The following is a 25,744-nucleotide window of genomic DNA, read 5'->3' as shown; positions in this document are numbered from 1 at the left end:
CTAGTTTCCGGTTCATTCGTTAATACCAGATTCATTGTTTCACGTGGAACAATTCCTAAATGTTTCTAATTGTCAGGCAGGATATCGCCGACTTTTGGAGAATTAATATAGTAAAGAACTGCCACGTATCGATCTTCCTTGGATGGCGGTTTTAACCCTGTAAAATGGCAGAACAAGCTGTGGTGAAATTAGAAAAGTTATTGCGTAACAGTTCCTAAGAGTCAGTTCAAGTAGATGGGTAGGATGACTGCGAAGAGCCGCGATATCTGGATGGGGAACCCTCGGGACAAGGCTTTCATTGCAACGAAAGGAATTGGGTGATTGGTTTCCATATGAAAGAACAAATCTCCAAACTATTCGGGTTCTCGGAACGAACGAACCAAGATGAAGTTAAAAATATTCCCGTTCGAGAAGTCGTGCCAAGTCCGTATCAGCCGAGAACGATATTTGACGACGATCGTATCGATGAGCTTTGTCAAACGATTAAAACACACGGAGTCATTCAGCCCATTGTTGTTCGCGTTCGGAACCATAAATTCGAAATTATAGCAGGCGAACGAAGATGGAGAGCCGTAAAGAAGCTCGGTATGGATACCGTTCCGGCGATTGTTAGAGAATTTAACGATGCACAAGCTGCCTCCATTGCTCTTATTGAGAATTTACAACGTGAAGGGCTAACCGCTCTTGAAGAAGCGATTGCATACCAGCAGTTAATGGAAATACACGGATTAACCCAAGAAAGTTTAGCTCAGCGACTAGGGAAAAGCCAGTCGACGATCGCCAATAAAATCCGTTTGCTGCATCTAAGTGAGCCTGTAAAACAGGCGCTTCTGGAGCGGAAAATAACAGAGCGCCATGCGAGGGCATTGCTTGCTCTCGATAGCGAGGAGCTTCAACTTAAAGTATTGAATGATATCATTACGAAAGAATTGAATGTTAAGCAAACCGAAGCAAGAGTGAATTATTATAAGGAAGCAGCAGCAATTAAGAAAAGCAAACGAGTTTCTTTCTCCAAAGATATTCGTCTTGCTCTAAATACAATTCGTCAATCGGTAGAAATGGTGGCCGGATCGGGTCTCCAAATCAAGACCGATGAGAAAGATCATGAAGATCATTATGAGATCGTTATTCGAATTCCGAAAAAACATTAAATATTCATAATCGACCATTCAGCTCCAATTATTGGGGCTTCTTTTCTTTTTTAGGCTTTTTTAATGGCGGGTAACGTGGTATCATATATAAGTTGGAAACAAAAATAGTGTAAGAGATTGGGAATATTTCAAGCGTTCAAGTACGGCTGATAGACTATTGATTGTAGTTATTTTAAAGGTAAGGGTTCGCCACTGCTTTAAATAATGCTTCGAATAAGCGGACTGCCAAATTGTGAACTAAAGAAAGGCAACCTCTTACTAAGAATGTACTTCATCGATAACGCTTCGATTTGAAGCCTTTCCTTAAGCTAAGGAGAATTTAACTTCCTTGCAAAGAAACACTTCTTCTTGATCTCTTGGCGCTGATCCTTGAAGTGCATCGGTAGATGTTTTTCTTTTTTTGTGGACCTCAATTACGGGTTCAATGCATTCGTGTACATGGCAATGCTGTGTATGGATTATCGATTGAGGTGAATATGTTGACTAAGATTATAGCGATTGCGAATCAGAAAGGCGGAGTGGGAAAGACGACAACATCCGTTAATTTGGGTGCATGTTTAGCCACTCTCGGCAAAAGAGTACTGCTCGTTGATATCGATCCGCAAGGGAACACGACTAGCGGAGTCGGCATTAATAAAGCTGACGTAGTCTATTGTATTTATGATGTCATCATTAACGATGTACATCCTAAAGATGCGATTGTGGATAGTGCAATCGAGAATTTGAAAATTATACCGGCTACGATACAGTTGGCAGGTGCGGAGATTGAGCTAGTTCCTACAATTTCGCGCGAAGTGCGGTTGAAAAAATCGCTGCATCTAGTTAAACATATGTTTGACTACATATTAATAGATTGTCCGCCATCCCTCGGCATTCTAACCATTAACTCTTTGACAGCAGCCGATTCGGTAATTATTCCGATTCAATGCGAGTATTACGCACTGGAAGGACTAAGCCAACTTTTGAACACCGTTAGACTTGTCCAAAAACATTTGAATACGAACCTTCAAATCGAAGGTGTATTGTTGACGATGTTTGATGCCAGAACCAATCTTGGGATACAAGTCATTGAAGAGGTGAAAAAGTACTTCCAACAAAAGGTATACCAAACCATCATTCCTCGTAACGTTCGTTTGAGTGAAGCACCGAGTCACGGGCAATCCATTATTACTTATGATCCGCGCTCCAAAGGGGCAGAGGTATATTTGGAATTGGCGAAGGAAGTGATCTCCTATGAGTAAACGTCTCGGAAAAGGATTGGACGCCTTAATCCCGTCGCTGAATGTAAGCGATGACGATAAGGTTATCGAGATTCCTTTAAAGGAGCTTCGTCCTAATCCGTATCAACCCCGGAAGACGTTTAATGAGGATTCAATCGGGGAACTGGCACAATCGATTAAAGAACATGGCGTTATTCAGCCGATCATCGTTCGGACCGTATTAAGAGGATACGAAATTATTGCAGGTGAGCGTCGGTTCCGGGCGTCACAACAATGCGGTCTAGAGAAAATACCGGCTGTCGTACGAAAGTTCACCGATCAGCAAGTAATGGAAATCGCTCTTATTGAAAATGTTCAGCGAGAAGATTTAAATGCGATTGAGATCGCCAACGCTTACCAAGGCCTAGTTGAACAGTTTCAATTTACACAGGAGGAGCTATCCGTTAAAGTGGGAAAGAGTCGTTCCCACATCGCTAACTTTCTAAGACTGCTGCAGCTTCCTGAAGAAGTGAAGCAACATGTTTCACGTGGAACATTATCGATGGGTCACGCGAGAGCAATCGTTGGAGTGAAGGACGACAAAATAAAGAAGGAACTCGCAAATTTAACGGTTAAGAACGAGTGGAGCGTCCGCTTCCTGGAGGATTACATAAAGCAGCAGGAAGAGGAAAAACAGCCGCAAAAAGAAAAGACGAAAGATAAGAGAAAAGATCCGTATATCGATCAGCTGGAAGAATCTTTGAGAGATCGTTACCGGACTACCGTGAAAATTAAACATCAGAATGACAAAGGTAAAATTGAGCTGCTCTACTATTCAAAGGATGATTTGGAACGGTTGCTTGAAATTTTGCAGGGTAAAATAAGTTAACAAGCCACGAACGCAGCATACCAGAGCTCATTTCCGTAAGGAGTGAGATAAACTTTGGTATGCTTTTTCAAACCGCTACAACTAACTCGTTCTTACTTTGGCCCGGGTTTGACGCTCTAAGACGCTGCACAAGAGGAGTAGATGCTCAATGAATATCAAATATTTTGACAATGCGGCCTCATCGTGGCCGAAGCCTCCGGCCGTGCTGGAAGCGATGACGGCTGCCATGCAAATAGGGGCTAATCCCGGAAGGGGCAGCCATCAGATGGCAGTCAAAGCAAGCCGGGTTTTATTCGAGACCAGAAGCGCGCTAGGCAAACTGCTCGGAATAAAAAATCCGAATGATATATCGTATGCGCTTAATACGACTATGGCTTTGAATCAAGCAATTAAAGGGTTTGTGAAGAAGGGCGACCATGTCATTTGCACAAACGTGGAGCACAATTCCGTTAGAAGGCCATTGGAGTATTTAAAGATAGAGAAAAATGTCCAGATCACTTATGTAGAGGCCGATCCGAAAGGACAAGTTCGAGTTGAAGATGTAGAAAGTGCCTTCCGGCAGAACACGTCGCTCGTTGTTTGCAATCATAGCTCGAATTTGTTGGGTACGATATTGCCGGTCGAACAAATAGCGGAAGTCGTCAAAAAGAAAGGCGCCAAGCTACTTGTAGACGGCGCTCAGACAGCGGGCATCATTCCGATACACGTGCAAAATATGGGTATTCATATGTTTGCTTTCCCAGGACATAAAGGATTGCTTGGTCCACAAGGGACAGGGGGACTCTACATAGACTCCGATATGGAGCTGGAGCCGCTGATGCATGGAGGTACGGGGAGTCAGTCCGAATCCGTCGTGCAGCCTGCGGTAAGGCCGGATCGGTATGAGGCGGGAACGCAAAATACGGTAGGAGTGGCCGGATTAAAAGAGGGAGTAAAATTTATCCTGAATGAGGGAGTGCAGTCGATCCATAATAAAGAATGGAGTCAAATCCAACAATTGATGGAGGGTCTGCAATCCATCGAAGGCGTTCGGCTGCTCGGACCTGAATTGGGTGAACCCAAGACTGGAATCGCAGCATTTGTACTTGATAAGGCCGACTCGTCGGAGGTGGCCTTTATTTTGGACCAAAGCTTCCAAATAGCGGTGCGGTCCGGATATCATTGTACGCCGCTTGCGCATGAAGCGGCCGGTACGAAGGAAACGGGAGCGGTCCGGGCCAGTGTCGGGTATTATACGACGGATGCGGAAATCAATGACTTTATCGGTGCGATTCGGGAGATATCCAAGCATTACCGCCAAATGGTGTGAAAGGGTTCAGTTGAACGAACTACTAAGAAAGAAGGAAAACCGAACGTGAACGAATGGGTGGAATTGCTGCAGCCTTCCTATTTACTAATTTTCGCGCTGCTTATTATTATTGTACTAGGTATTGTACTTATAGCCATGTGGGTAAAATTGAACAGGCTGAGGAAGACGTATGTGAAAATGATGGAGAGCATGAACGTAACTAACCTGGAGCAAGTGCTCATCCAGCTTCGGGAGACGATCGAGTCGACGGCGGAGAATTCCGAAGCTCAACAAAACCGGTTGAATGCGGTAGAAGCGGCAATGAAGAAGATGCAGTCGCGAATAGGAATTATACGATATAACGCATTCGGCGATCTGAGCTCAAATTTAAGCTTTTCGATCGCACTATTGAGTGAGCAGCAAGACGGCGTCGTGCTGACCGGAATCCACAATCGTGATGAAACGCATATGTACGCGAAGCCGATTGCCGGAGGTCAGTCCGAATACAGGCTGACGCCGGAGGAGAAGGAAGCGATCAGTCAATGTGTTCAGCCTGAGCCGAAGTAATGCGTCTTGCCAGCATAAGCGAACGGAAAATCGAACGGGATATAATTTCCGACATTCTCATGACGACGCTTAACCTTGTGTTTTGCAGCACGAAATATTCCATGAATCCGCCGACGTTTACTATACCCGTTACATGCATATTGCCAAGCGGAGGGAGCTCTTTCTGAACGCCGGCTCCAGGCTTGACGGGACCGTCCGCTACGGTGATGCAGCCAACGCTGGACATTTGCCCAAGGCACGCATCAATGGCGACGACGAATGGGGAATCATACAACCGTTCGATTTCAGCGATCGATTCGTTCAAATTCATTGCATGTACAGGCTCGTCCAATGTACCGAACAAATGAAGACCGCTGTAATGATGCTTCTGCAGATGAGTGCCGATTAACGGACCAAGCGAATCGCCGGTGGATCTGTCCGTACCGATACATACGAATACGATCTGTTGACGGGCAGGAACTTGGGTGAAATAATGAAATAGACGTTGGGTCAAGGAGTCCACGACATCCGGGTCGCTATAATTGAAACGGTAAGAGGCGGGATCGTTCTTATTGAATAATCCGAGCGAAAACTTCATGGACGGCATCCTCCCAAAAGCTTGCTGTTATTTTCTACTAGTATACGAAAAAGAGATCCTATTTATACGTGCGGAAAAGAGAGAATCGGAGAAGATTTGTGGCGATTGGAAATGAGCTTTTCATAAAGAGTAATCGTAAGTGTGTAAAGGATGTAGGGTGGGGGAATATGGATGGAAACGATGCTGATAGCATTTGATTCAACCCAGCAGGCATTGAGAACGGAGATGCTGCTCGAGTATGCCGATGTGGAAATTGATATACGGCCGACGCCGAAAGAGATAACGGCAGGATGTGCCTTATCGATCGATTTTCCGGCAGAAGAGCTGGATCGGGTAGCGATTATCATTCGCGATGAAAAAGTTGAAATTCGCGGAATTTTCAGAAAAGTTAGAGAAGGATACGATCAAGTACCGTTAGCTTGAATGGATCGGGAGGATAACTGTGGACAAGGAAACAGTAGTCGCAATGATTGAAGACGTGAGCGGTTGGGTCCAATTTAAACAAAGTACATGGAACTATATCGTGGATCCGGCGAACTGGACGACATGGCTGACGATTTTTCTGAAAGTGGCAATCATTTATATAGTGGGACGCATTATCAACGCGGTCACGAGACGTGCCGTCGCCCATATGGTGCAGGAGCGCGAGAAAAGCCCGCTGAAGTTCGATCAGAGAAGGACGAAGACGATAGGAAAATTGATCGGCAGCTTGATTTCGTCTACGGTTAATTTTTTCGTTATTATACTGGTCTTGTCCCAGTTCGGCTTCAATCTGGCTCCGATATTGGCCGGTGCGGGCGTGCTCGGATTGGCGATCGGTTTCGGAGCGCAAAGCTTGGTGAAAGATGTAATTACCGGATTTTTTATCATCTTCGAGGATCAGTTTGCCGTGGGGGACGTTATACAGACCGGGAATTTCAAAGGAACGGTCGAAGAAATCGGCATGCGCGTAACCCGTATCCGCAATTGGACGGGCGAGGTTCACATTATTCCGAATGGGCTTATAACGCAAGTAACGAACTTCTCGAGCCATAATTCGTTGGCGGTAGTGGACGTTACGGTAGCCTATGAGGCGGACCTGGAGAAGGCGCTGCAGGCCACCAAGGAGACGGTACGCCGCGTGTACGAGGGTAGTGATCTGATCGTGAAGGAGCCGAGCGTGCTGGGGGTCCAAACGGTCACGAATACGGATGTGACGCTGCGTATATCGGCAGAATGCCGTCCTAACGCCCAGGCGGAAGTGATGAGGGTTCTAAATGTGGAATTGATGAGAGCGCTCGACCAGCTTGGCTTTAAGAAAATAAGCTAATGAGGTACGAAGAACGGAGGGAAAGCGGTTGGAGAAGAAGAAGTTCGAGCTCGGCGATGTAGTGCAAATGAAAAAGCCGCACCCGTGCGGAACAAACGAATGGGAAATTATCCGGATGGGGATGGATATTCGGATCAAGTGCATTCATTGCAAGCATAGTGTGCTGATCCCGCGTGCGGAGTTCGAGAAAAAGATGAAAAAAGTGCTTAAATCGGCCTCTCCCGGAGACGAACAGAGCGACACGGAAACGCGGTAAAGGTAGTCGAAAAGAATGGACAAGACCCCTTGCGGAATTATAGGGGAGTGTGCTATAATTCTTCTTGTCCTCATTTTTTGAGGCGGGCCGATACGGAAAGGTACCCAAGAGGCCCAAGGGGGCTGACTCGAAATCAGCTAGGCGTCGCAAGGCGTGCGTGGGTTCGAATCCCACCCTTTCCGCCATACATACGAAACAAGCGGCTCAGCAACGAGCCGTTTTTTTGTTTGTCTTGTTGTGAGAATTCAACTGTTCATTGCCAAGTAAAAAAAGTAGTCCGCCTCTATGGAGAACGAACTACTTGTGTGAATGTAAATATGTAAACTTGTTGACCGGGATGGCGTGAAAATCCCGTTTTTTTTATTTATTACGATCATCGCTGTTGTTGTATTCCAATACATCCATAATCGCATGTGTTTGTGTCCGGTCATACGATCGAGAGTGCTAATTATTTACTCAGCGTGTCGAGATCGATTCGTCTCGTCTTGCCGTCGCACATTTCATAAATCAAATTGGGCCGGACTCTATTGCGTAATAATAATCAATCGGAATTATCCGTTGACCTTTGTGATAGAACAGGAGTGAAGTGTGTGAATAAGTTCTCAGGGACACCGCAGGTCGGAATTTGCCAGAAGGGGACAAAGCAGCAAATATGAAAAGCAAAAAAAACTTATCCACATGTGGATAAGTCCGAGAAGTCATGAGAAAAACTACGACAGCATAATTCGCGTCGGAAGTGAATGACGCATGTTGGTTTGGAGAGAGCTGGCGGTTTGGAGAGAGCTGGCGGTTAGAGCTGGTGGTCTGGAGAGAGCTGGGGGTCGAGAGAGAGCCGGTGGATCGGATTCGGTGAAGGATGGCTGCCTTTGCCGGTACTTCCGGGACCGCGAATTCATAAAATAGCGGAACTTGAGTATGCTATTGACCCGAGTACCCGTGTCGACGGCAAAATAAAGGAAGACCGTTCCGCTATTCCGCTGTTCACGGTCATTTTCATCCGAAAGAATCAAAATAACGGAAGCCTGTTCCGTAAAATTCTAGAGTGTAACGGAATTCGGGACTATAACGGAATACAGTTCCTCTATTTACGGAAATATATTGCAACCACTTCATCAAGAGAACTTCAGGTTGTATGATGTCGTAGAAAAAACAATTCCTGAGCTGCGGCAGGATACAATACAAGGCCTACTCGTTATTATCCGGAATGTACTCCAAAATGTCGTGGAATGTAAATTCGCGATATCCTTTTTCTTTGGCAAACTGATTTAAAGTATCAAGCATGGCAACGATAGTCGACAGCTCAAGTCTTTTAGTGTCCCCGCTGACAAGGTCCAAAATTGTGGCCGGCCGGGTTTTGGATTCTACGGCCAGCTTATTTCGCGTTATTTTCAGTTGATCCAACGTTTCTTTTAAATTGAATTGTAAGGAACCCATTAATTGGCCTGCTTTTTCCAAAAGTCATACTCTAAAAGTAATATTCATAATCAAATACGTCAATGAAGCTATTGACGTAATACCTCAGGAGTATTGTTATGTGCTTTAATAGTATTACTTTTAGAGTAGCACTTGGAGGTGATGGGTCATTCAAGATCTTACTTATTATTTTGAACGATTTATAATGAACCGCTCGGATGAAGTGGGAACAAGCCTTGTAAGAAATCATAATGAGTACAAAGCGTTGTCTTCAGCTATTCGAGACATCTTCAATGAATTAATCCTGATAACATCAGAGGAAAAGCAATATTTGTTATTCGAACTCGATGAGAAGAAAAACGAGCAGTCGTCTTTGAATATGGATTCTTTATATAAGCAAGGAGTATTAACCTTAAGTCACCGATTAGGAGGAATAATCGGTACCCGCAATCCAAGAGAGGATAGCTTGTACGATTGAGGAGTAACAACAAAGAAAACAAGCCTTCTCCATAGAGTAAGGCTTGCGAATACATAATTCAGTCATTGCCTTTCTTCGTCCATTTCCGGTCCTTGTTCGTCGTTTCCGGAAATTTCTCGCCTTGTTCCAGTTGAATTTGCTTCGGATTCGTAATGCCCATATGGAAATCGTTTTCGCCGATCTCGATGTAGGTTCCGCTGTTCGGCGCCTTCGCGCCTGGCTTAAACTCGGTTTGTTCTCCCATTGTGGTCACCTCCCGGTCAAGGTTTTATGGCGATACTTCCTTTATAGTGCATTAGCGGGCACCAAAACATGCCCGAAGCTGAAGTCCATTTTTTGCAAATGCCTCGTTGCAAATAAACGAGCCGTTTCGCTTGTGTTGCCCAGCTTGTTTTGATATAGTTATATGGTGCGAGTTTTGACTGCAAAGCCCGCTCCTTGCTTCCGGAATGATCCGGAAGCCGCTAAGTCCAAAAGGAGGTGAATATTCATGCGCAAATACGAAGTGATGTACATCATTCGCTCTGACATCGAGCAAGAGGTTGTTCAAGCGACGATCGAGAAATTCCAAGGCATCATCAACAACGGTGGCGAAATTACAAAGCATGACGTAATGGGCAAGCGCCGTCTTGCGTATGAGATCAACAAGTTCCGCGACGGGATTTATGTGTTGGTGCATTTCAACGCAAATACCGACGTTATTACGGAGCTTGACCGCGTGATGAAGATTTCTGACGAAATCGTTCGTTACTTGATCGTCAAAGACGTAGCTTAATCGTTGCACGAATGTGATGTAGTCGATCGTTAGGGAGGGATTTCGATTGTTGAACCGTGTTATTCTGATCGGCAGGCTTACGCGCGATCCGGAGCTGCGGTACACGCCTGCGGGCGTAGCCGTTACGCAGTTCACGATTGCGGTGGACCGACCGTTCTCGAACCAGCAAAACCAGCGTGAAGCCGACTTTATCCCGGTAGTCACATGGCGCCAATTGGCGGAAACTTGCGCGAATTATTTGCGCAAAGGCCGATTGACGGCAGTGGAAGGCCGGATTCAAGTTCGCAACTACGACAACAACGAAGGCAAGCGGGTATACGTGACCGAAGTGATAGCCGACAACGTTCGATTCTTGGAATCGGCGAACAGCGGAGCGAACCGTGACGAGTTCAGCGGTGGCGGAAGTGGCGGCGGCAACAATAGCGGCGGCAACAGTGGTGGAAGCGGTGGAGGAAACGGCGGCGGCAACCGATACGGCGGCGCGCAGAACAATCAGGATCCGTTCTCGGACGACGGAAAACCCATCGATATTTCCGATGATGATTTGCCATTCTAGGCAGAAAGGAATGAATCTCGCATGAACAACAGACGTGAGGGTGGAGAAGACCGCGGCGAACGCAAGTTCTCCAAAAAAGGCGGCCGCAACAAGCGCCGTAAAGTGTGTTACTTCACAGCAAACAAAATTACTCACATTGACTATAAAGACATCGAAACGCTGAAGAAATTCATCAGCGAGCGTGGCAAAATTTTGCCGCGCCGTGTCACAGGCACTTCCGCGAAATATCAGCGGATGCTGACGATTGCGATCAAGCGCTCTCGTCAAATCGCTTTGCTGCCGTATACGACGGAGTAGAGCTCGGATCGAATACAAGAAAGCAGGGCGGACACGCTCTGCTTTTTTTGTATCGCCATACCCCTTAACGCAAAAGGTTACGTAATTAAGAGAAAGTTAAGAATTCCGGTTCATTCTCCTTAAGGTTTGCGCTGTACAATTATGGCGTATTCCAAAAAGTGAAGACGAAAGAGGCTGGGCCGGATATGACACAAGCTGAAGAACAAATGTTCCAACATGTATATAAACAATATCAAGTACCGCTGCACCGTTATTTGGCGCGTAGAACCGGAAATGAAAGCGACGCGGCCGATTTGGCGCAGGAAACGTTCGTACGCATGTACGAGAAGCGCGTTCAGCCGGAAACGGCGAAAGCTTGGCTGTTCAAGACGGGTTATCATCTGTTCGTCGATCAGTGGCGGAAGAAACGGAGATCGATCCACGTTCCGCTGGAGTCGATTCCGGATATGCCTGTATTGGACGTGTCGCCGGAAGGAGCAGCCGTAGGGGCGGAGCTGCGCATGGAAATTAATCAAGCGCTCAACGAGCTGAAGCCGAGAGACCGTCAAGTGCTCTTGATGCTGATGCAGCGCGGGCTCTCTTACAAGGAAATCGCGGAGCACATCGGTGTTTCGGAAAATGCGATCAAAACGCTGGTGCACCGGGCGCGCAAACGGATGCGCGAGCTGATGGAAGCGAGATGACAATTTGGATATGAACTAAAAGGCCACCCGGTTCGGGTGGCCTTATGCATGTTTACGGATTGATGTAGGCGGTACGTGACTGCTGGACGTACTGAACGTCGAAGCCGAGCCCTTCGGCCATAAGGCGAAGCGGAATGTACGTTTTCGTCTCTCCGGCGCTTTCATGGGAGTGCGGCGGCGCCAAATCGATCTGCTTCCGGACGCCGTTGACCGCAATCGTAGTCGAATCGATCGTGAGAGCAACGCTGTTGCCGTTGTAGCGCACGGTAGCGGTTTTGGTGGAGTCTTCCCAGTCTACAGTCGCACCGAGCCCTTCCGAATACTCGCGAAGCGGCACGAAGGTACTGTCCTGGATCAGGGCGGGCAAATGGTTCGTCTGGACGGTACGGCCGGCTACAACGACTGTAATCGGCTCGGTTTTGGCCAAATCGGTCCGGTATTCGCCCCAGATCGATTTCGAGAAGATCTCGGCAATTTTGCCGTAGCCGCTTTGGTTCGGATGAATGTCCCGCATCGCTATGTGCGAATAAAGTCCTTCATTGCCAACGAAAGCTTCCGCTACGGGAACGGCCGTTATGTTATAGCTGTTTTTGCGGAACGACTGCTCGACCTGCTTCAGCGTGGCGGTGAAGCGATCTTTTAATTTTTGCGCTTTCGGATATTCGGATTTCAGCACCGCCGGGATCGGGGAATATTGGTCGGCCACATAGATGCGGACGTTTTTGTTGATCGTGAATATGTTTTGGAGCGCGGAGGTCAAATTATCGGTATAGGTTTTCATCCATTTCGTCGAAAACTCCTCCAACTGGGTGTCGTCCATCGTCGTGAGCTCCGACAAAATGCTGGCTCCGATGTCGTTGCCGCCTATTGTAATCGTAATGAGCGTGGCAGCGGCAATATCGGCTTTGATTTTGGACGTGTCACCGACGACTTGATCGGCCCGGGGATCGGGAAGCGACTTCTGGATATCCGCGCCTTTTACGGTGCTTCCGTCGACGACCGCTTGCAGCATCGCCTTCAGGCCCGAACTGGTCAAGCCTCCGATGCCGTAATTGGCGATTGTTGCACGTCCATGCAGGAGGGCTTGCTCATATAGACGATCGGTGTATCCGTATGGAACGGAGGTCGTCGTCATTCCGGGCTCAAATCCGATCGCCAGAGAATCGCCGAAGACAACGTATTTTTCCGCGGACGGAGAACGGGAATCGGCGGCCAATGCGGCAGGCGCGATCAAGGACAGAATAAGGCAAAAAGCCAAACAAAGAGAACATGCACGTCTTTTCAAAAAAAGGTCCCTCCCGAATTGGTATCGATCTTATATAGAAGCAATTCGCTTTCCCCGGGGAATTCCCCTGCTGGCCGCAAATGGAAATTCGTGTTTTTTACGGCCTAGGGCCGAACGGGACACTGTCATGCGTTTGTGCTATAATTTGTATCATAGCCGACTAGTGGAAGCCGCTCTCCGGGAACCGTGGAATCGGAATCGGAACAACCTGATTCGTTAAGAGGTGACGTTTTGGTAAACAAGCAAGCCTTGCTTTGGAGCCTCATCCTGGTGGTGCTGCTCTTGCTCATTTTTACCCCGTTGGTCATGGTGGCGATCAGCGTGGCCATGATCCCGGTGGTCTATTTGTTTGTCAAATTGGAACCGAAACGATTTGTTGTTTATTATGTATTGTCGCTGTTGGTCGTTTATGCCCTTACTGCGGCATTCGGGGCGGGTATTCTGGGAACGGTCGCCGCGATTTTCTCGCTGTTTCTGCTTATTCCCAGCATTGTGATGGGGGTTCTGTACCGAAAGAAGGCGGCGGCGCGTTCGGTCATCACGGGCGGGACCGTGGCGTTTTTGGCGCAAATGCTATTGTTTTTGCTGCTGCTTACGCTATTCGGGGTTCATGTCACGGATGAGATGCGGGTGTTCGTAAGAAGCAGCCTCGATACGTTCCCGGCCGAGTTCCAGCAAATGCTGCCGGCCAACCTGATCGACCAAGTGATCGAGATGATGATTCAACTGCTGCCGTTGTATTTGATCGGCTTGTCGCTGTATTACAGCGTCATCACGCATTGGCTTGCAAGAAAGGCGCTTAATCGCAACGGGGAGTCCATACCGGGAATGAAGCCGGCCAAGGAATGGATGCTCCCGAGATCGTTCGTCTGGTATTATTTGATCGCATTGGTGCTTAGCTTCATCTTCACGGAAGCGAATGGATCGATGATTGCGATGGTGCTTCTCAACGTAATTCCGCTCCTGATGTTCGCCTTCGCGATTCAGGCGTTCGGCTTTTTCTTTTTCGTTGCGGACGCGCGGGGGTGGGCGAAGGCGGTGCCATACGTTATCGTCGTCGTATCGATGCTGCTGATGCCGTTTTTGCCGGGATTTATGCAATTGCTCACTTTGCTCGGCTTGTTTGACGTCGCTTTCCCGATCCGAGGCAGATTGAAGAAATCATAGAAGTTTAGGAGCGAGCCGTATGCCGAAGTTTTTGTTGAATCGATGGCATGGACTTCATATTTATTGGTCGTCGATCGCCATCCTTCTACTGTCGATCGCGCTTTTCTTTTATGAGTGGGTGCTCGGTGTTGCGGGTCTCGTGATAGGGGGAGTTCTGGCGTATTACACGCTGGCCGCCGAGCGTGCGTTTCGCAAAGGGCTGAACCAATATGTCGGAACGTTGTCGCACCGGATCAAAAAAGCGGGCAACGAAGTGTTCAACGAGCTGCCGATCGGCATCATTTTGTACGACGAAGAACGGACGATCGAGTGGCATAACGGGTTTGTCGGAAAAATGCTGGATCGCGATTCGTTGATCGGGGAACCGATGCACGAAATATTTCCGGGTCTGAAGGGCAAGGACGACAAGGAGAGCAAGCTGGATCTGGCAATCGGGAAGAATATATTCCAGGTTCACGTGAAAGCGGAGCACCGCCTTCTTTACTTTCAGGACGTAACGGCTCATAAGCAGCTGTCCAAAAAATACGAGGAAGAAAAAATCGCGATCGGTGTCGTCATGCTGGACAATCTGGACGAAGCAACGCAAGGCATGGACGACCAGAGCCGCAGCGTCATGCTCGCGAAGGTGACGGGAGAGCTGACCGGTTGGGCCCAGAAGCACGGTGTCTATCTTCGGCGGACGGCATCCGACCGTTTCCTTATATTCATGAACAACAAATCGCTGCGGCAGCTGGAACAGACCCGATTCGAAATATTGGATGACGTTCGCGATTTGACAATCGAATACAAGCTTCCGCTTACGCTCAGCATCGGGGTCGGCGCGGGCTCGGAAAGCTTGATCGAGCTCGGGCAGCTGGCCCAAACGAGCTTGGACATGGCGCTCGGCCGCGGCGGCGATCAAGCGGCTGTCAAGGTCGGCCAGCGGCTGTCGTTCTATGGAGGCCGCTCCAATGCGGTGGAGAAACGCACGCGCGTACGGGCGCGAGTCATTTCGCATGCATTGCGGGACTTGATCCGCGACAGCGACAAAGTGGTCATTATGGGCCACCGGATTCCCGACATGGATTCGATCGGAGCGGCGGTCGGCGTGCTGAAGGCTGTCCAGCTTAGTCAGAAGGAAGGCTATATCGTCCTCGAAGGAATGAACCCGTCCATCTTGAAGCTGATGGAAGCGATTCGCGAGGATGAGAAGCTGCACAAGTGGTTCATTACGCCGGAGCAGGCGATGCAGATTACGACCCCGCGAAGCTTGGCTGTCGTCGTCGATACGCATAAGGCGTCCATGGTCGCCGAGCCGAGGCTGCTGCAGCAAACGCACCGCATTATGGTGATCGACCACCACCGGCGGAGCGAGGAGTTCTTGAACGAAGCCATGCTCGTCTACATGGAGCCGTACGCGTCTTCCACGTGCGAGCTTGTAACCGAGCTGCTGCAATATTTCCACGATCGGCTGTCGATGGACGTGCTGGAAGCGACCGCCCTGCTTGCGGGCATCGTGGTGGATACGAAAAGCTTCTCGCTTCGCACCGGTGCGCGCACGTTCGAGGCGGCTTCGTTCCTGCGGCGCAACGGGGCCGATTCGGGGCTTATCCAGCGCATGCTGAAGGAAGATTTGGAGCAGTACATTCGCAAGGCCGAAGTCATCAAGCATGCGGAGATTATGTACGAACATATTGCGGTTGCCTGTACGGCCGCCGGGCGCAAATATTCCCAATTGCTAATTGCGCAAGTTGCCGATACGCTAATAAATATGACCGACATTATGGCTTCCTTCGTAGTCAGCGAGCGAACCGACGGTTTGATCGGCATTAGCGCCCGGTCGCTCGGGCAGATCAACGTCCAGGTCGTGATGGAGCGGCTCGGGGGCGGCGGACATTTGACCAATGCCGCGACCCAGCTGGACGGAACGGTGGATGAAGCGCTCGAGAAGCTGAAGCGGGTATTGAAGCAAATGAATGAAGAGGAGGGGCTGTTCGAATGAAAGTGATATTTCTGAAAGATGTGAAGGGCCAGGGGAAAAAGGGAGAAGTCAAGGATTTGTCCGAAGGATACGTTCGCAACTTTTTGCTGCCGAAAGGGCTCGTAGCGGCGGCTTCCGAAGGAAACGTCAAGCAGCTGGAGCACCACAAGCAGTCGGAAACGAAGCGCAAAGATAAAGAAAAGGCGGATGCCCAGGAGCTCGCGGCAAAGCTCGGGGAAATGGTGGTCGTGATCAAATCGAAATCCGGCGAAGGCGGCCGGTTGTTCGGCTCGATCACGAGCAAGCAGATCGCGGAGGAGCTGGAGAAGAAAGGCATCCACCTGGACAAGCGGAAGATCGAGATGAGCGACGCGATCCGTTCCCTCGGAACGACGACCGTGAAAGTCAAGCTGTATCCGGAAGTAACGGCCGAGCTGCGGGTTCAAGTGTCGGAAGAATGAGAGCCTTTCGTACGAAAAGGAGTCTGACATGAACGGGGAACAGTTTCTCGAAAACCGCATTCCGCCGCAAAATTTGGAAGCGGAGCAAGCGGTACTCGGAGCGATCCTGCTCGAAAGCGAATCGCTGATCACGGTCATGGAGCGGGTCGGCAGCGACGACTTCTACCGGACGTCCCATCAACATATATTCGGCGCCATGCTCGAGCTGGCCCAGCAGAATGAGCCGATCGATTTGATTACGCTGACCGCCCGGCTGCAGGACAACCAACAGCTGGAGGATATCGGCGGGGTCAGCTATTTAAGCCAGCTGGCCAATGCGGTGCCTACCGCGGCCAACGTGGACTACTATGCGCAGATCGTCGAAGAAAAATCGATGCTGCGCCGGTTGATCCGCACGGCGACGCAAATCGTATCGAGCGGCTACGCCGGCGAAGATGACGTCAGCAGCCTGCTCGGCGATGCGGAGAAGCGCATTCTGGAAATATCGCAGCGCCAATCGGGCAGCGGATTCGTATCCATTCGCGACGTGCTGATGGAAGTGTTCGAGAAGGTCGAGTTTCTGTACAATAATAAAGGCGGGACAAGCGGAATTCCGTCCGGCTTCCCCGATCTGGACAAGATGACGTCCGGCTTCCAAAGGTCCGACTTGATTATCGTAGCGGCGCGTCCGTCCGTAGGGAAGACGGCGTTCTCGCTGAATATCGCCCAGAATGTCGGTGTACGGGCGAAGGAGACGGTGGCCATCTTCAGTCTCGAAATGGGCGCCGCGCAGCTCGTCCAGCGGATGATCTGCGCGGAGGCGAACGTCGATGCGACGAGGATGCGTACCGGGCATCTGGAAGGAGACGATTGGGAGAAGCTGACGATGGCCATCGGTACGCTGTCTGAAGCGAATATATATATCGACGATTCTCCCTCCGTTACCGTAGCGGATATTCGGGCCAAGTGCCGCAGGCTGAAGCAGGAGAAAAGTCTCGGCATGATCTTGATCGACTACCTGCAGCTCATTGCAGGCAGGGGCAAAGCCGGCGAGAACCGACAGCAGGAAGTATCGGAAATATCCCGGACGCTGAAACAGATCGCCCGCGAGCTGAACGTTCCGGTTATCGCGCTGTCCCAGCTCAGCCGGGGCGTCGAGCAGCGTCAGGACAAGCGGCCGATGATGTCGGACTTGCGGGAATCGGGCTCGATCGAGCAGGATGCCGACATCGTGGCGTTTCTGTACCGCGACGATTATTACGATAAAGAGTCGGAGAAGAAGAACATTATCGAGATCATTATCGCCAAGCAGCGGAACGGTCCGGTCGGAACGGTGGAGCTCGCCTTTCTGAAAAACTACAACAAGTTCGTAAGTCTTGACCGTGCGCATCAAGAAGCCGCAGCGGGATTTGGCTGACGGGGAACCTGTTCCGAATACGCCGCCAAAGTTTCTTCTTTTTTGTCGATTGTGTATGATTTCCGAACAATTACACGGTCATTCGTGTAATTGTTCGTTTTTCATTGACTTTACATAGTGGGACTGCTACACTGGAAATGCCGCCTTCGCTATTGCATTGCGGTGATCTCGGTGTGTCGTCACACCTTAACTGGGGGTATGCGCATGTCAACCGTAGTTGTAGTCGGATCCCAATGGGGCGATGAAGGGAAAGGCAAAATTACCGACTTTTTGGCCGAATCGGCCGAAGTGGTCGCAAGATATCAAGGCGGGAACAACGCCGGACATACGATTTTGATCAAGGATAAGAAGTATAAGCTGCACCTGATTCCATCCGGAATTTTCTATACGAATAAAGTTTGCGTTATCGGCAACGGAATGGTTATCAATCCGGCTGCATTAATCGAAGAAATCAACTACATTCACGAGAACGGCTTCTCGACGGACAACCTGAAGCTCAGCGATCGCGCTCACGTTATTATGCCATATCATTTGCTGCTCGACGGGCTGGACGAGGACCGGAAAGGCGCCAACAAGATCGGCACGACGCGCAAAGGGATCGGCCCTTGCTATATGGACAAGGCGGCCCGCAACGGCATTCGCATCGCCGACCTGATGGATGCGGAAGAGTTCGAGCGCAAGCTGCGCCACCTCGTGGCGGAGAAGAATACGCTGATCGAGCAAGTATACGGCGGCAAAGGACTGGACGCCGATTCGATCCTGACCGAATATTTGGGCTATGCCGAAGTGCTGCGCCGGTATGTAACCGACACCTCTGTCGTCCTGAACGACGTGATCGACCAAGGCAAGCGGGTATTGTTCGAGGGTGCGCAAGGCGTCATGCTCGATATCGACCAAGGGACTTATCCGTTCGTAACTTCATCCAACCCGACTGCGGGCGGCGTATGTATCGGTTCCGGCGTAGGGCCGACCAAGATCCACCAAATTATCGGCGTTGCCAAAGCGTATACGACGCGCGTAGGCGACGGACCGTTCCCGACGGAGCTGAACAACGAGACTGGCGATTGGATCCGCGAGAAGGGCAATGAATACGGTACGACTACCGGCCGGCCGCGTCGCGTAGGCTGGTTCGACAGCGTCGTCGTTCGGCATGCCAGACGGGTGAGCGGGATTACCGGACTGTCTCTCAATTCCATCGACGTTCTGTCCGGCTTGGATACGGTGAAAATTTGTACCCACTACGAATACAACGGCGAGAAAATCGACTACTACCCGGCCAGCCTGAAAATGCTGTCCGAATGCAAGGCCGTATACGAAGAGCTGCCAGGCTGGAAGGAAGACATATCCGGCGCCAGATCGCTCGAGGACCTTCCGGAAACGGCAAGACATTATGTGGAACGCGTCTCCCAGCTGAGCGGCATTCCCATCTCGATCTTCTCCGTCGGCCGCAACCGCGAGCAGACGAATCTTGTCCGCCCGGTATACGCATAAACATAGATCGCGCTAGCTGACAAGCAAGCCGCCCTTTACGGCCATAGGTCGTGGAAGGCGGCTTTTTCGTTTTCTTCAGCCCCTTTTTTCCCGATAACGCGGTTTCAAGCCTCCCGTTTCCGTCAATACTGATGCTACTGGCATGATTAAGCAGCGCAAAAGCGTCAAAAGGTGGGGACGGCAGCATGAAATTTTTTGGCTGGCTCGGTAAAATGATCGTAACGGCGATTGTGGTTGCATCGATATCCGCGGCAACGACTTTTTATGTGATGAACGTGTTTGTTCAGGAGATGTTGAAGCCTTACGAGGCGGTATTGCCGACAAAGCAGATGGAATTTTCAGAATTTGTTGCAAAATTGTGGACCGGGTCGAATATAGTAGGTCAGGGGGGAACGCCACAACAGGGAAAGGAGAGGGCGCCGCAGCCCGATGCAAGCAAGGACGCCACGACGCCGCAGGACGACGCCGTCGCCGCTTGGTCGCAAACCGGTACAGAGGAGGCCCGGAGCAAAGAAAAAGTGGTGATCAGCGCCGAACAGTTTCAGAAGAAACGGGAAATGCTTTCGGAGGAAGACAAGGTAACCATATTTTCTATGCTTATTTCCCAACTGCCCGAGCAAGAACTCCAGCATATTTCGACAAAACTCGAGGACGGACTCACCGCTACGGAGCTGGAGGAGATCGAGAAGATCGTGGGTCAATACTTAAAGCCCGAACAAGTTGCCAAACTGATGGACATAGTGAACAAATACTAGAATAGCCAGGTTATCCAATAGAAGCGATGGTCTCGTACGTTGCAGTTGCCGCCTGCCTTCACGATCCTCTCAAAGGTCTTTACCTACAGAAAGTTGAAACTGATAGACAGTCTGTGGTAAAGTAAAAACATTGGTGTCGGCTTTTGTTGCCGAATGTTGCCAAGTTTCGTAAAAAACCAATGTAAGAGGAGAAGCTCATGAAGTCATTCAAGGGTAAAGATTGGGTCATGGCTGCGCTGGACAAAACGAAGCGCATGTTCTCCAAGGCTCAATACGAAAGCTTGACTGAAAAAATAAAGGAACAACGGCCTCTTCATCGCACGGAGTCGTTGCTGCGGACCTACAAGCTCCGCTTATTGCAAGGCGTTGGCGCCTTGGGACTATTGGCTTCCATATCGGTCGGAGGCAATGAATACGTACAGCTGCACACCTATGAGGTGTATCATGTATATGTAGGCAGTCAGATCGCGGGTACGGTGAGTGATCCCAAGATTGTGGAAGACTACATTATAGGGAAAGTGAAGCAGCTGGAAGAGAATAATCCGAACGTACATATGGTGCTGAATTCGGACGAGGTCGCCTATAAAGCTGAAAAGGCTTACAAAATCCAAAGCGATGACGAAGCTGCCCTGATGAATCTGGACGGGTTGCTGAAGTCTCACGCGGTCGGCGTACAACTGGTCGTCAATGATAAGCTGGTCGGTATCGTGAAAGACAAAGAAATGGCTGAAGACGTATTGAATCGGATCAAAGGGAAGTACGTCCCCCAGAATCAGAAAAAAGACGGACGCGTCTCCGTGCTCTCCGTGGCTCCAGAGCCGCAAGTCGGAGAAACGGTGGTCCAATCGGCCGAGTTTATGGAGAAGGTCGACTTGAAGATCACCGAGATCAAGCCCGAGGACATTGCTAAGCCCGAAGACTTGATCGTCAAGCTGGAGACCGGCGACGTCGCTCCCAGCAAGTATACGGTCGAAAAAGGAGATTGCGTCGGATGCATCGCCAAGAAATTGGGCATCTCGAAGCAGCTCATCTATGAGAAAAATCCGTGGATTCAAGACGATAAGATCAAAATAGGCGATGTTCTCGATGTAACGATGTTAAAGCCTGCGCTCACCGTGAAGACGGTGGAGAAAATCGTCGAGAATCAAGAGGTGCAGCACGAAATTATCTACGAGAAAGACGATACGATGCGGGCCGGCCAAATTCAGACGATCAAGCCCGGCAAGAACGGCATGAAGAAAGTAACGTTTCTCGTGACGAAGGCGAACGGCTATATGATGGACCAAGAGCTTGTCGACGAAGAAATCATCGAGCAGCCGGTTCCGGAATATGCCAAGAAAGGCACGAAGGTGATTCTCGGCGAAGGCAGCGGCAAGTTCATCTGGCCGGTCGTAGGCGCCAAGCTCTCCGACTATTTCGGAATGCGCTGGGGCAAAATGCACAAAGGCGTCGATATAACCGGAAACCGCAACATCGTCGTTGCCGATAACGGCGTAGTCACGTATACGGGCGACAAAGGCGACGGCTATGGCAATAAGGTTGTCGTCGACCATAAGAACGGCTACGTTACCGTGTACGGGCATCTGAGCAAGATCGAGACGACGAAAGGCAAAATCGTCGAAAAAGGCGAGAAAATCGGCGTCATGGGCAGCACCGGCGATTCCACCGGCGTACATCTGCACTTTGAGATTCAACGCAACGGCGTAGCCGAGAATCCTCTCAAATTTTTGTCCCGGTAATATCGAGATAAGTAAAACGAACTTATCTTTATTCCTAAGATTGCAACCCAGAGGTATGGGGCCGAACGATAGTCGGCTTCATGCCTCTTTATTCACCTCCACGAATTTCCAGGGATATTTTACTATTAACCGATTCATTGCGATTTGAAACGCCATGTATGGTAATATAGAGAAAAGAATCGAAAAGGGGCGGTGAAGGCGGATGTACGGAAAAATATTGGTCGTGGACGACGAGCAGCCGATCGCGGAAATATTGAAATTCAACCTGGAGAAAGAAGGCTACCAGGTCGTATGCGCGTTTGACGGCGGTGCGGCGGTGGAGCTCGCCTTCTCCGAGGATCCGGATCTCATTCTGCTCGACATTATGCTCCCGGTGAAGGACGGCATGGACGTGTGCCGCGAAGTGCGCGCCAAGAAGGATACTCCGATCATCATGCTGACGGCCAAAGACTCCGAAGTGGACAAGGTGCTGGGGCTGGAGCTGGGCGCCGACGATTACGTGACGAAGCCGTTCGGGACGAGAGAGCTGCTCGCGCGGGTGAAGGCGCATTTGCGCCGGCAGAGCAAGGCCGCCCAAAACCAGCAGGAGGCGACGGAGCCGGCCGGATTGCGCCTTCACAGGCTCACGATCGATACGGATATGTATTTGGTGTACAAGGACGGTCTGACGCTAGATTTGACGCACCGCGAGTACGAGCTGGTCTACTATATGGCCAAAAACTGCGGCAGGGTGATGACGCGAGAGCATCTGCTGCAAGCGGTTTGGGGCTTCGAATATTTGGGGGACGTCCGCACGGTCGACGTGACGATCCGCCGGCTGCGGGAGAAGATCGAGGACGACCCGAGCCGCCCGGAATATATCATGACTCGCCGCGGGCTGGGGTATACGATGCGCAACCCGAAGGCGGGAGGCGCTTGAATTGAAGGAAATGCGTCTGTTCCAAACGATTCAAAGCAAAATCGTCATCATCTATGTGCTGCTTATTTTGATGGCGATGCAATTGATCGGCGTATACTTCGTCCGCACGATGGAGCGGTCGTTTATCGATAATTTTACCGATTCGCTGAACAAGCAGGCGTATTTGCTCGCGGGCTTCGCGGAGCTGTCTCTGGTGGCCAGTCAAGAGGCGGGTCCGACGGCGGAAGGGAAGAAGTCTTACGCCGACCTTAACGAAATTGTTACCAGTCTGTTCAATATCAGCGACGCGGAAATCCAAATTATCGATGCCAACGGTATCGTGCTGACGACTTCGGCGCAAAACAAAGCTTCGCTGATCGGACAAAAAAATTTGCAGGCCGAAGTCATCTCCGCGCTGCAAGGGATCAAGGATATCCAGTCCGAGACGATCGACATCGACGGCCATCGGCGCAAAGTGGTGGCGCAGCCGGTCAGCGAAGGGGCCAAGGTGCTCGGCGCCGTTTATATCGTGGCGTCCATGGAGTCGTTATACGGAACGATGAACCGGATCAACAAAATATTTTTGTCCGGAACCGGAATTGCTCTTGCGTTGACCGTGTTCCTCGGGGTCATTATTTCGCATACGATTACGAATCCGATCAAGGAGATTACGAGACAAGCGACGGCAATGGCCGACGGCAACTTTAATCAGAAGGTTTCGGTGAAGGGGCCGGACGAGATCGGACAGCTCGGCAACGCGTTCAACCATATGACGAACCGGCTGAAGGAAGCGCTGTCGCTGAACGAAGAAGAGAGGGAGAAGCTGGCTTCCGTCTTGGCGAACATGAACGACGGCGTCATTGCTACGGACGATCAAGGCACGATCATCGTGGTGAACCGTCAGGCGAAGCAGATGCTCCGTATCGGCAACGAGGACATAACGGACCGCAACATATCGGAAGCGCTCGGCATCGCGCAGGAGAAAATCGGGCAATACGTGCAGGGCGAGCATCAAACCGCAACGATTCAGGTGGGCAATGAGGAAGAGGGGGATTTCGTAACGCTAAGAGTCGTCTTTACTCCGATTCACCGAAGAGGGGAAGGGATTTCGGGTACGATCGCCATGCTCCACGACATTACCGAGCAGGAACAGCTGGAGGATGCCCGGCGCGAATTCGTGGCCAATGTGTCGCACGAGCTGCGCACGCCGCTTACGACGATGAAGAGCTACCTGGAGGCGTTGGACGACGGAGCGATCGAGGACCCGGCGCTCGCTCACCGGTTTGTAGGCGTCATGCGCAACGAAACGGAGCGGATGATCCGTCTCGTCAACGATCTGCTGCATTTGTCGAGGCTCGATTCGCGCAAAGCTCTCATCAGCCGAGTGCCGACGCACGTGCCGGATATGCTGGAAGAGGTGGCCGACCGGTTCTCGTTCCAGCTCGATCAGAAGGAAATCTCGATAGAGATCGAGGTCGCTTCCGGCATTCAGGAAGTGATGCTGGACCGCGATCAAATCGACCAAGTGCTGGACAATCTCGTATCGAATGCGATCAAATATACCCCGGAAGAGGGATCGATTGCGATCCGGGCCCGCAAGACGGAGAAGGAATGGTTGGAAATCGTCGTGCAGGATAACGGGATCGGCATTCCGAGAAAAGATTTGGCGCGCATTTTCGACCGGTTTTACCGGGTAGATAAAGCCCGTTCCCGCAATATGGGCGGAACCGGCCTCGGGCTATCCATTGCCCGGGAAATAGTAAAGGCTCACGGCGGAACGATCTCGCTCGATTCCGAGCTGAACCAGGGAACCCGCGTCACGTTCGCGCTGCCGGTCCACAGAATGGAAGGTGAGGCGGTATGATCGAGAAATTCAAATCCGCGATTCTCGCTTTCCTGGTACTGGCCAGCTTGCTGCAAAGCTATATGCTCATCTTCAGCTCGCCGCGCCAAATGCCGACCAATCAGGCGGAGTACGTTCAAACCGACCGGATCGGAACCCAGGTGACAACCGAGGAGCTCATATTCCCGGAGCAGATCGTGCTTCATACGGGCAAGCAAACGCATATGGCGCTGTATCCGAACCATCTGCATTTTAAAGAAATTATGAAGATGCTCAAGGGACGGACGTTCGATAATTTCCGGCGGACCGGGCCTCTTCAAACCGGGTTGGACTGGGAGGAAATTCGCAACAAGCAGGCGGGCGTGGAGGTGCGCTTCCAGCGCGGAGGCGTTCCGTTCAGCATTTTGAAGAGCGTATTTCAGCTAAGGGGCGATCTCCCGCTCGATACGGAGGGGGTCAACCGGATCTGGATATACGTGAACCGGGACATCGAAGAGGTACGGACTTTTTTCCAGACCGATTACAATAATTACGAAGCCCGCGCCGATCTGAACAACAAAAATATCGAGCAAATGGTCGGGTTCGGGGAGCTTCTCGTCACGTTCCATATGAAGGACGACTATTATTTGCCCGATCAGCCGCTCGAGGTGGCGAAGTACAAAATCGCGGTCAATACGATGCCGATCGATCAGCTCCAGAAGACGCTGTTCGTGGACCCGCGCAATATGCGCAATTACCGCAAAAATGACGGCTCGGAAATATATACGGACGGCAAAAGGGGATTGCAGGTAAGGCCCGATCAGCTGTGGATGAGCTACACGGATCCGATTCCGGTGGTCGACAGCCGCAATGACGTAAGGGAGAACCTGAACGCCGCCGTGCAGTTCATTAACCAGAACGGGGGCTGGAACGGCAGCTTCATGGCCAAGTCGCTCACGCAGTCGCAGCTGATCGGGCGGCAGCAGTTTACGTTCCGTCAATATTATGACTCGTTTCCGATCATAAGCGACCGGAGCGATAATTTCGGCTTGATCCGAACGGTGTTGCAGAACCGGGTCGTAGCCAATTATGAGCGTTCGATGATGATGCTGGACAACACGAATGTGGAGCGTTCGCTTAAAACGATCGAAGGCGGCAAGACGCTGGACGATATGTTGAACGCGTATTCGCGCAAAAATTTGATCGTATCGGTGACGCCGGCTTATCAGCCGGTCGTGCGGGACAAATTTATGGAGCTGAACCCGGTCTGGGCCGTAGAGCTCCGCGACGGGACGTACGATATTTTGAGATGACCGAAGCCGGGAAAGGCGG

At 50.6% G+C, this 25,744-nt stretch carries 26 protein-coding genes and 1 tRNA gene; 23 read left to right on the top strand and 4 right to left on the bottom strand.

Translation table 11 applies throughout. The features are described 5' to 3' along the window. The first annotated feature begins 332 nt into the window (after positions 1-332). From noc to FE784_RS32660, 5 genes are all read left to right on the top strand, one after another. Positions 333-1,151, top strand: coding sequence for a nucleoid occlusion protein (gene noc / locus FE784_RS32680; RefSeq protein WP_139606446.1), 819 nt, complete (start codon positions 333-335; stop codon positions 1,149-1,151). Positions 1,152-1,630: 479 nt separating this feature from the next. Then, a complete protein-coding gene (locus tag FE784_RS32675) occupies positions 1,631-2,392 on the top strand; it encodes a ParA family protein (RefSeq protein WP_139606464.1) in 762 nt (253 codons plus the stop codon). Next, the gene (locus FE784_RS32670) at positions 2,385-3,239 is read left to right on the top strand and encodes a ParB/RepB/Spo0J family partition protein (protein ID WP_139606445.1); all 855 of its coding nucleotides are present in this window, start codon (positions 2,385-2,387) and stop codon (positions 3,237-3,239) included. Before FE784_RS32675 ends, FE784_RS32670 begins: the two co-directional genes overlap by 8 nt. 148 nt (positions 3,240-3,387) lie before the next feature. Beyond that, positions 3,388-4,548: an aminotransferase class V-fold PLP-dependent enzyme gene (locus tag FE784_RS32665; protein WP_139606444.1), complete on the top strand. Its 1,161-nt coding sequence runs from the start codon at positions 3,388-3,390 to the stop codon at positions 4,546-4,548. 45 nt (positions 4,549-4,593) lie between these two features. Continuing rightward, complete coding sequence (locus tag FE784_RS32660) at positions 4,594-5,094, top strand: DUF4446 family protein (RefSeq protein ID WP_139606443.1); 501 nt, start codon at positions 4,594-4,596, stop codon at positions 5,092-5,094. Here the strand turns inward: FE784_RS32660 and yyaC are convergent. After that, positions 5,063-5,671 carry a spore protease YyaC gene (yyaC, locus tag FE784_RS32655; protein ID WP_139606442.1) on the bottom strand — a complete coding sequence of 203 codons (609 nt, stop codon included), beginning with the start codon at positions 5,669-5,671 and terminating at the stop codon, positions 5,063-5,065. The genes FE784_RS32660 and yyaC overlap by 32 nt on opposite strands. A gap of 171 nt (positions 5,672-5,842) precedes the next feature. Here yyaC and FE784_RS32650 point away from each other — a divergent pair, with 171 nt between their 5' ends. The 4 genes from FE784_RS32650 to FE784_RS32635 all read left to right on the top strand — a co-directional run bounded on the left by FE784_RS32650 (position 5,843) and on the right by FE784_RS32635 (position 7,421). Then, a complete protein-coding gene (locus FE784_RS32650) occupies positions 5,843-6,094 on the top strand; it encodes a putative Se/S carrier protein (protein ID WP_246132296.1) in 252 nt (83 codons plus the stop codon). Between the two features lie 19 nt (positions 6,095-6,113). After that, entirely contained in the window at positions 6,114-6,980 is an 867-nt protein-coding gene (locus tag FE784_RS32645) for a mechanosensitive ion channel family protein (protein ID WP_246132295.1), read from the top strand. A 28-nt stretch (positions 6,981-7,008) separates the two neighbouring features. Beyond that, positions 7,009-7,236 (top strand): DUF951 domain-containing protein, encoded by a 228-nt coding sequence (locus FE784_RS32640; RefSeq protein WP_139606441.1) that lies wholly within the window; start codon positions 7,009-7,011, stop codon positions 7,234-7,236. Positions 7,237-7,330: 94 nt separating this feature from the next. Then, positions 7,331-7,421 (top strand) — tRNA-Ser (locus FE784_RS32635). 1,000 nt (positions 7,422-8,421) lie between these two features. On the opposite strand, the gene FE784_RS32630 is transcribed toward FE784_RS32635, so the two are convergent. Together FE784_RS32630 and FE784_RS32625 are read right to left on the bottom strand one after the other, a co-directional pair. Further along, positions 8,422-8,691 carry a helix-turn-helix domain-containing protein gene (locus FE784_RS32630; protein WP_342779154.1) on the bottom strand — a complete coding sequence of 90 codons (270 nt, stop codon included), beginning with the start codon at positions 8,689-8,691 and terminating at the stop codon, positions 8,422-8,424. 494 nt (positions 8,692-9,185) lie between these two features. Continuing rightward, complete coding sequence (locus tag FE784_RS32625; RefSeq protein WP_139606440.1) at positions 9,186-9,371, bottom strand: YjzC family protein; 186 nt, start codon at positions 9,369-9,371, stop codon at positions 9,186-9,188. A 246-nt stretch (positions 9,372-9,617) separates the two neighbouring features. Between FE784_RS32625 and rpsF the strand changes: the two genes are divergently transcribed. The 4 genes from rpsF to FE784_RS32605 all read left to right on the top strand — a co-directional run bounded on the left by rpsF (position 9,618) and on the right by FE784_RS32605 (position 11,438). After that, positions 9,618-9,902: a 30S ribosomal protein S6 gene (rpsF, locus tag FE784_RS32620; RefSeq protein ID WP_139606439.1), complete on the top strand. Its 285-nt coding sequence runs from the start codon at positions 9,618-9,620 to the stop codon at positions 9,900-9,902. 46 nt (positions 9,903-9,948) lie between these two features. Further along, positions 9,949-10,458 carry a single-stranded DNA-binding protein gene (gene ssb / locus FE784_RS32615; protein ID WP_139606438.1) on the top strand — a complete coding sequence of 170 codons (510 nt, stop codon included), beginning with the start codon at positions 9,949-9,951 and terminating at the stop codon, positions 10,456-10,458. Between the two features lie 21 nt (positions 10,459-10,479). Continuing rightward, the gene (rpsR, locus tag FE784_RS32610) at positions 10,480-10,755 is read left to right on the top strand and encodes a 30S ribosomal protein S18 (protein ID WP_138880904.1); all 276 of its coding nucleotides are present in this window, start codon (positions 10,480-10,482) and stop codon (positions 10,753-10,755) included. A 185-nt stretch (positions 10,756-10,940) separates the two neighbouring features. Next, a complete protein-coding gene (locus FE784_RS32605) occupies positions 10,941-11,438 on the top strand; it encodes an RNA polymerase sigma factor (RefSeq protein ID WP_139606437.1) in 498 nt (165 codons plus the stop codon). Between the two features lie 52 nt (positions 11,439-11,490). Here FE784_RS32605 and FE784_RS32600 read toward each other — a convergent pair whose 3' ends face one another. Beyond that, complete coding sequence (locus FE784_RS32600; RefSeq protein WP_139606436.1) at positions 11,491-12,723, bottom strand: SGNH/GDSL hydrolase family protein; 1,233 nt, start codon at positions 12,721-12,723, stop codon at positions 11,491-11,493. Between the two features lie 231 nt (positions 12,724-12,954). Here FE784_RS32600 and FE784_RS32595 point away from each other — a divergent pair, with 231 nt between their 5' ends. The 10 genes from FE784_RS32595 (at position 12,955) to FE784_RS32550 (ending at position 25,725) form a co-directional block, all read left to right on the top strand. Next, positions 12,955-13,890 (top strand): DUF2232 domain-containing protein, encoded by a 936-nt coding sequence (locus FE784_RS32595; RefSeq protein ID WP_139606435.1) that lies wholly within the window; start codon positions 12,955-12,957, stop codon positions 13,888-13,890. A gap of 19 nt (positions 13,891-13,909) precedes the next feature. Further along, positions 13,910-15,871, top strand: coding sequence for a DHH family phosphoesterase (locus tag FE784_RS32590; RefSeq protein WP_139606434.1), 1,962 nt, complete (start codon positions 13,910-13,912; stop codon positions 15,869-15,871). Further along, positions 15,868-16,311: a 50S ribosomal protein L9 gene (rplI, locus tag FE784_RS32585; RefSeq protein WP_139606433.1), complete on the top strand. Its 444-nt coding sequence runs from the start codon at positions 15,868-15,870 to the stop codon at positions 16,309-16,311. The genes FE784_RS32590 and rplI overlap by 4 nt, the downstream gene beginning before the upstream one ends. Before the next feature lie 28 nt (positions 16,312-16,339). Next, positions 16,340-17,707, top strand: a complete 1,368-nt coding sequence (gene dnaB / locus FE784_RS32580; protein WP_139606432.1) for a replicative DNA helicase — start codon at positions 16,340-16,342, stop codon at positions 17,705-17,707. Positions 17,708-17,911: 204 nt separating this feature from the next. After that, positions 17,912-19,198 (top strand): adenylosuccinate synthase, encoded by a 1,287-nt coding sequence (locus FE784_RS32575; protein ID WP_139606431.1) that lies wholly within the window; start codon positions 17,912-17,914, stop codon positions 19,196-19,198. A 185-nt stretch (positions 19,199-19,383) separates the two neighbouring features. Continuing rightward, on the top strand, positions 19,384-19,953 hold the full coding sequence (locus FE784_RS32570) for a hypothetical protein (RefSeq protein WP_139606430.1): 570 nt from the start codon (positions 19,384-19,386) through the stop codon (positions 19,951-19,953). A gap of 197 nt (positions 19,954-20,150) precedes the next feature. Then, on the top strand, positions 20,151-21,692 hold the full coding sequence (locus FE784_RS32565) for a M23 family metallopeptidase (RefSeq protein WP_139606429.1): 1,542 nt from the start codon (positions 20,151-20,153) through the stop codon (positions 21,690-21,692). Between the two features lie 202 nt (positions 21,693-21,894). Then, on the top strand, positions 21,895-22,611 hold the full coding sequence (gene yycF / locus FE784_RS32560) for a response regulator YycF (protein WP_139606428.1): 717 nt from the start codon (positions 21,895-21,897) through the stop codon (positions 22,609-22,611). Position 22,612: 1 nt separating this feature from the next. After that, entirely contained in the window at positions 22,613-24,454 is a 1,842-nt protein-coding gene (gene walK, locus FE784_RS32555) for a cell wall metabolism sensor histidine kinase WalK (protein WP_139606427.1), read from the top strand. After that, on the top strand, positions 24,451-25,725 hold the full coding sequence (locus FE784_RS32550; protein ID WP_139606426.1) for a YycH family regulatory protein: 1,275 nt from the start codon (positions 24,451-24,453) through the stop codon (positions 25,723-25,725). Before walK ends, FE784_RS32550 begins: the two co-directional genes overlap by 4 nt. Positions 25,726-25,744: the final 19 nt, after the last annotated feature.

The organism is Paenibacillus hemerocallicola (assembly GCF_006265175.1).
Lineage (GTDB): Bacteria > Bacillota > Bacilli > Paenibacillales > NBRC-103111 > Paenibacillus_AB > Paenibacillus_AB hemerocallicola.
The sequence above is the reverse complement of the archived record's forward strand: the minus strand, read 5'-3'. Positions and strand labels throughout refer to the sequence as shown.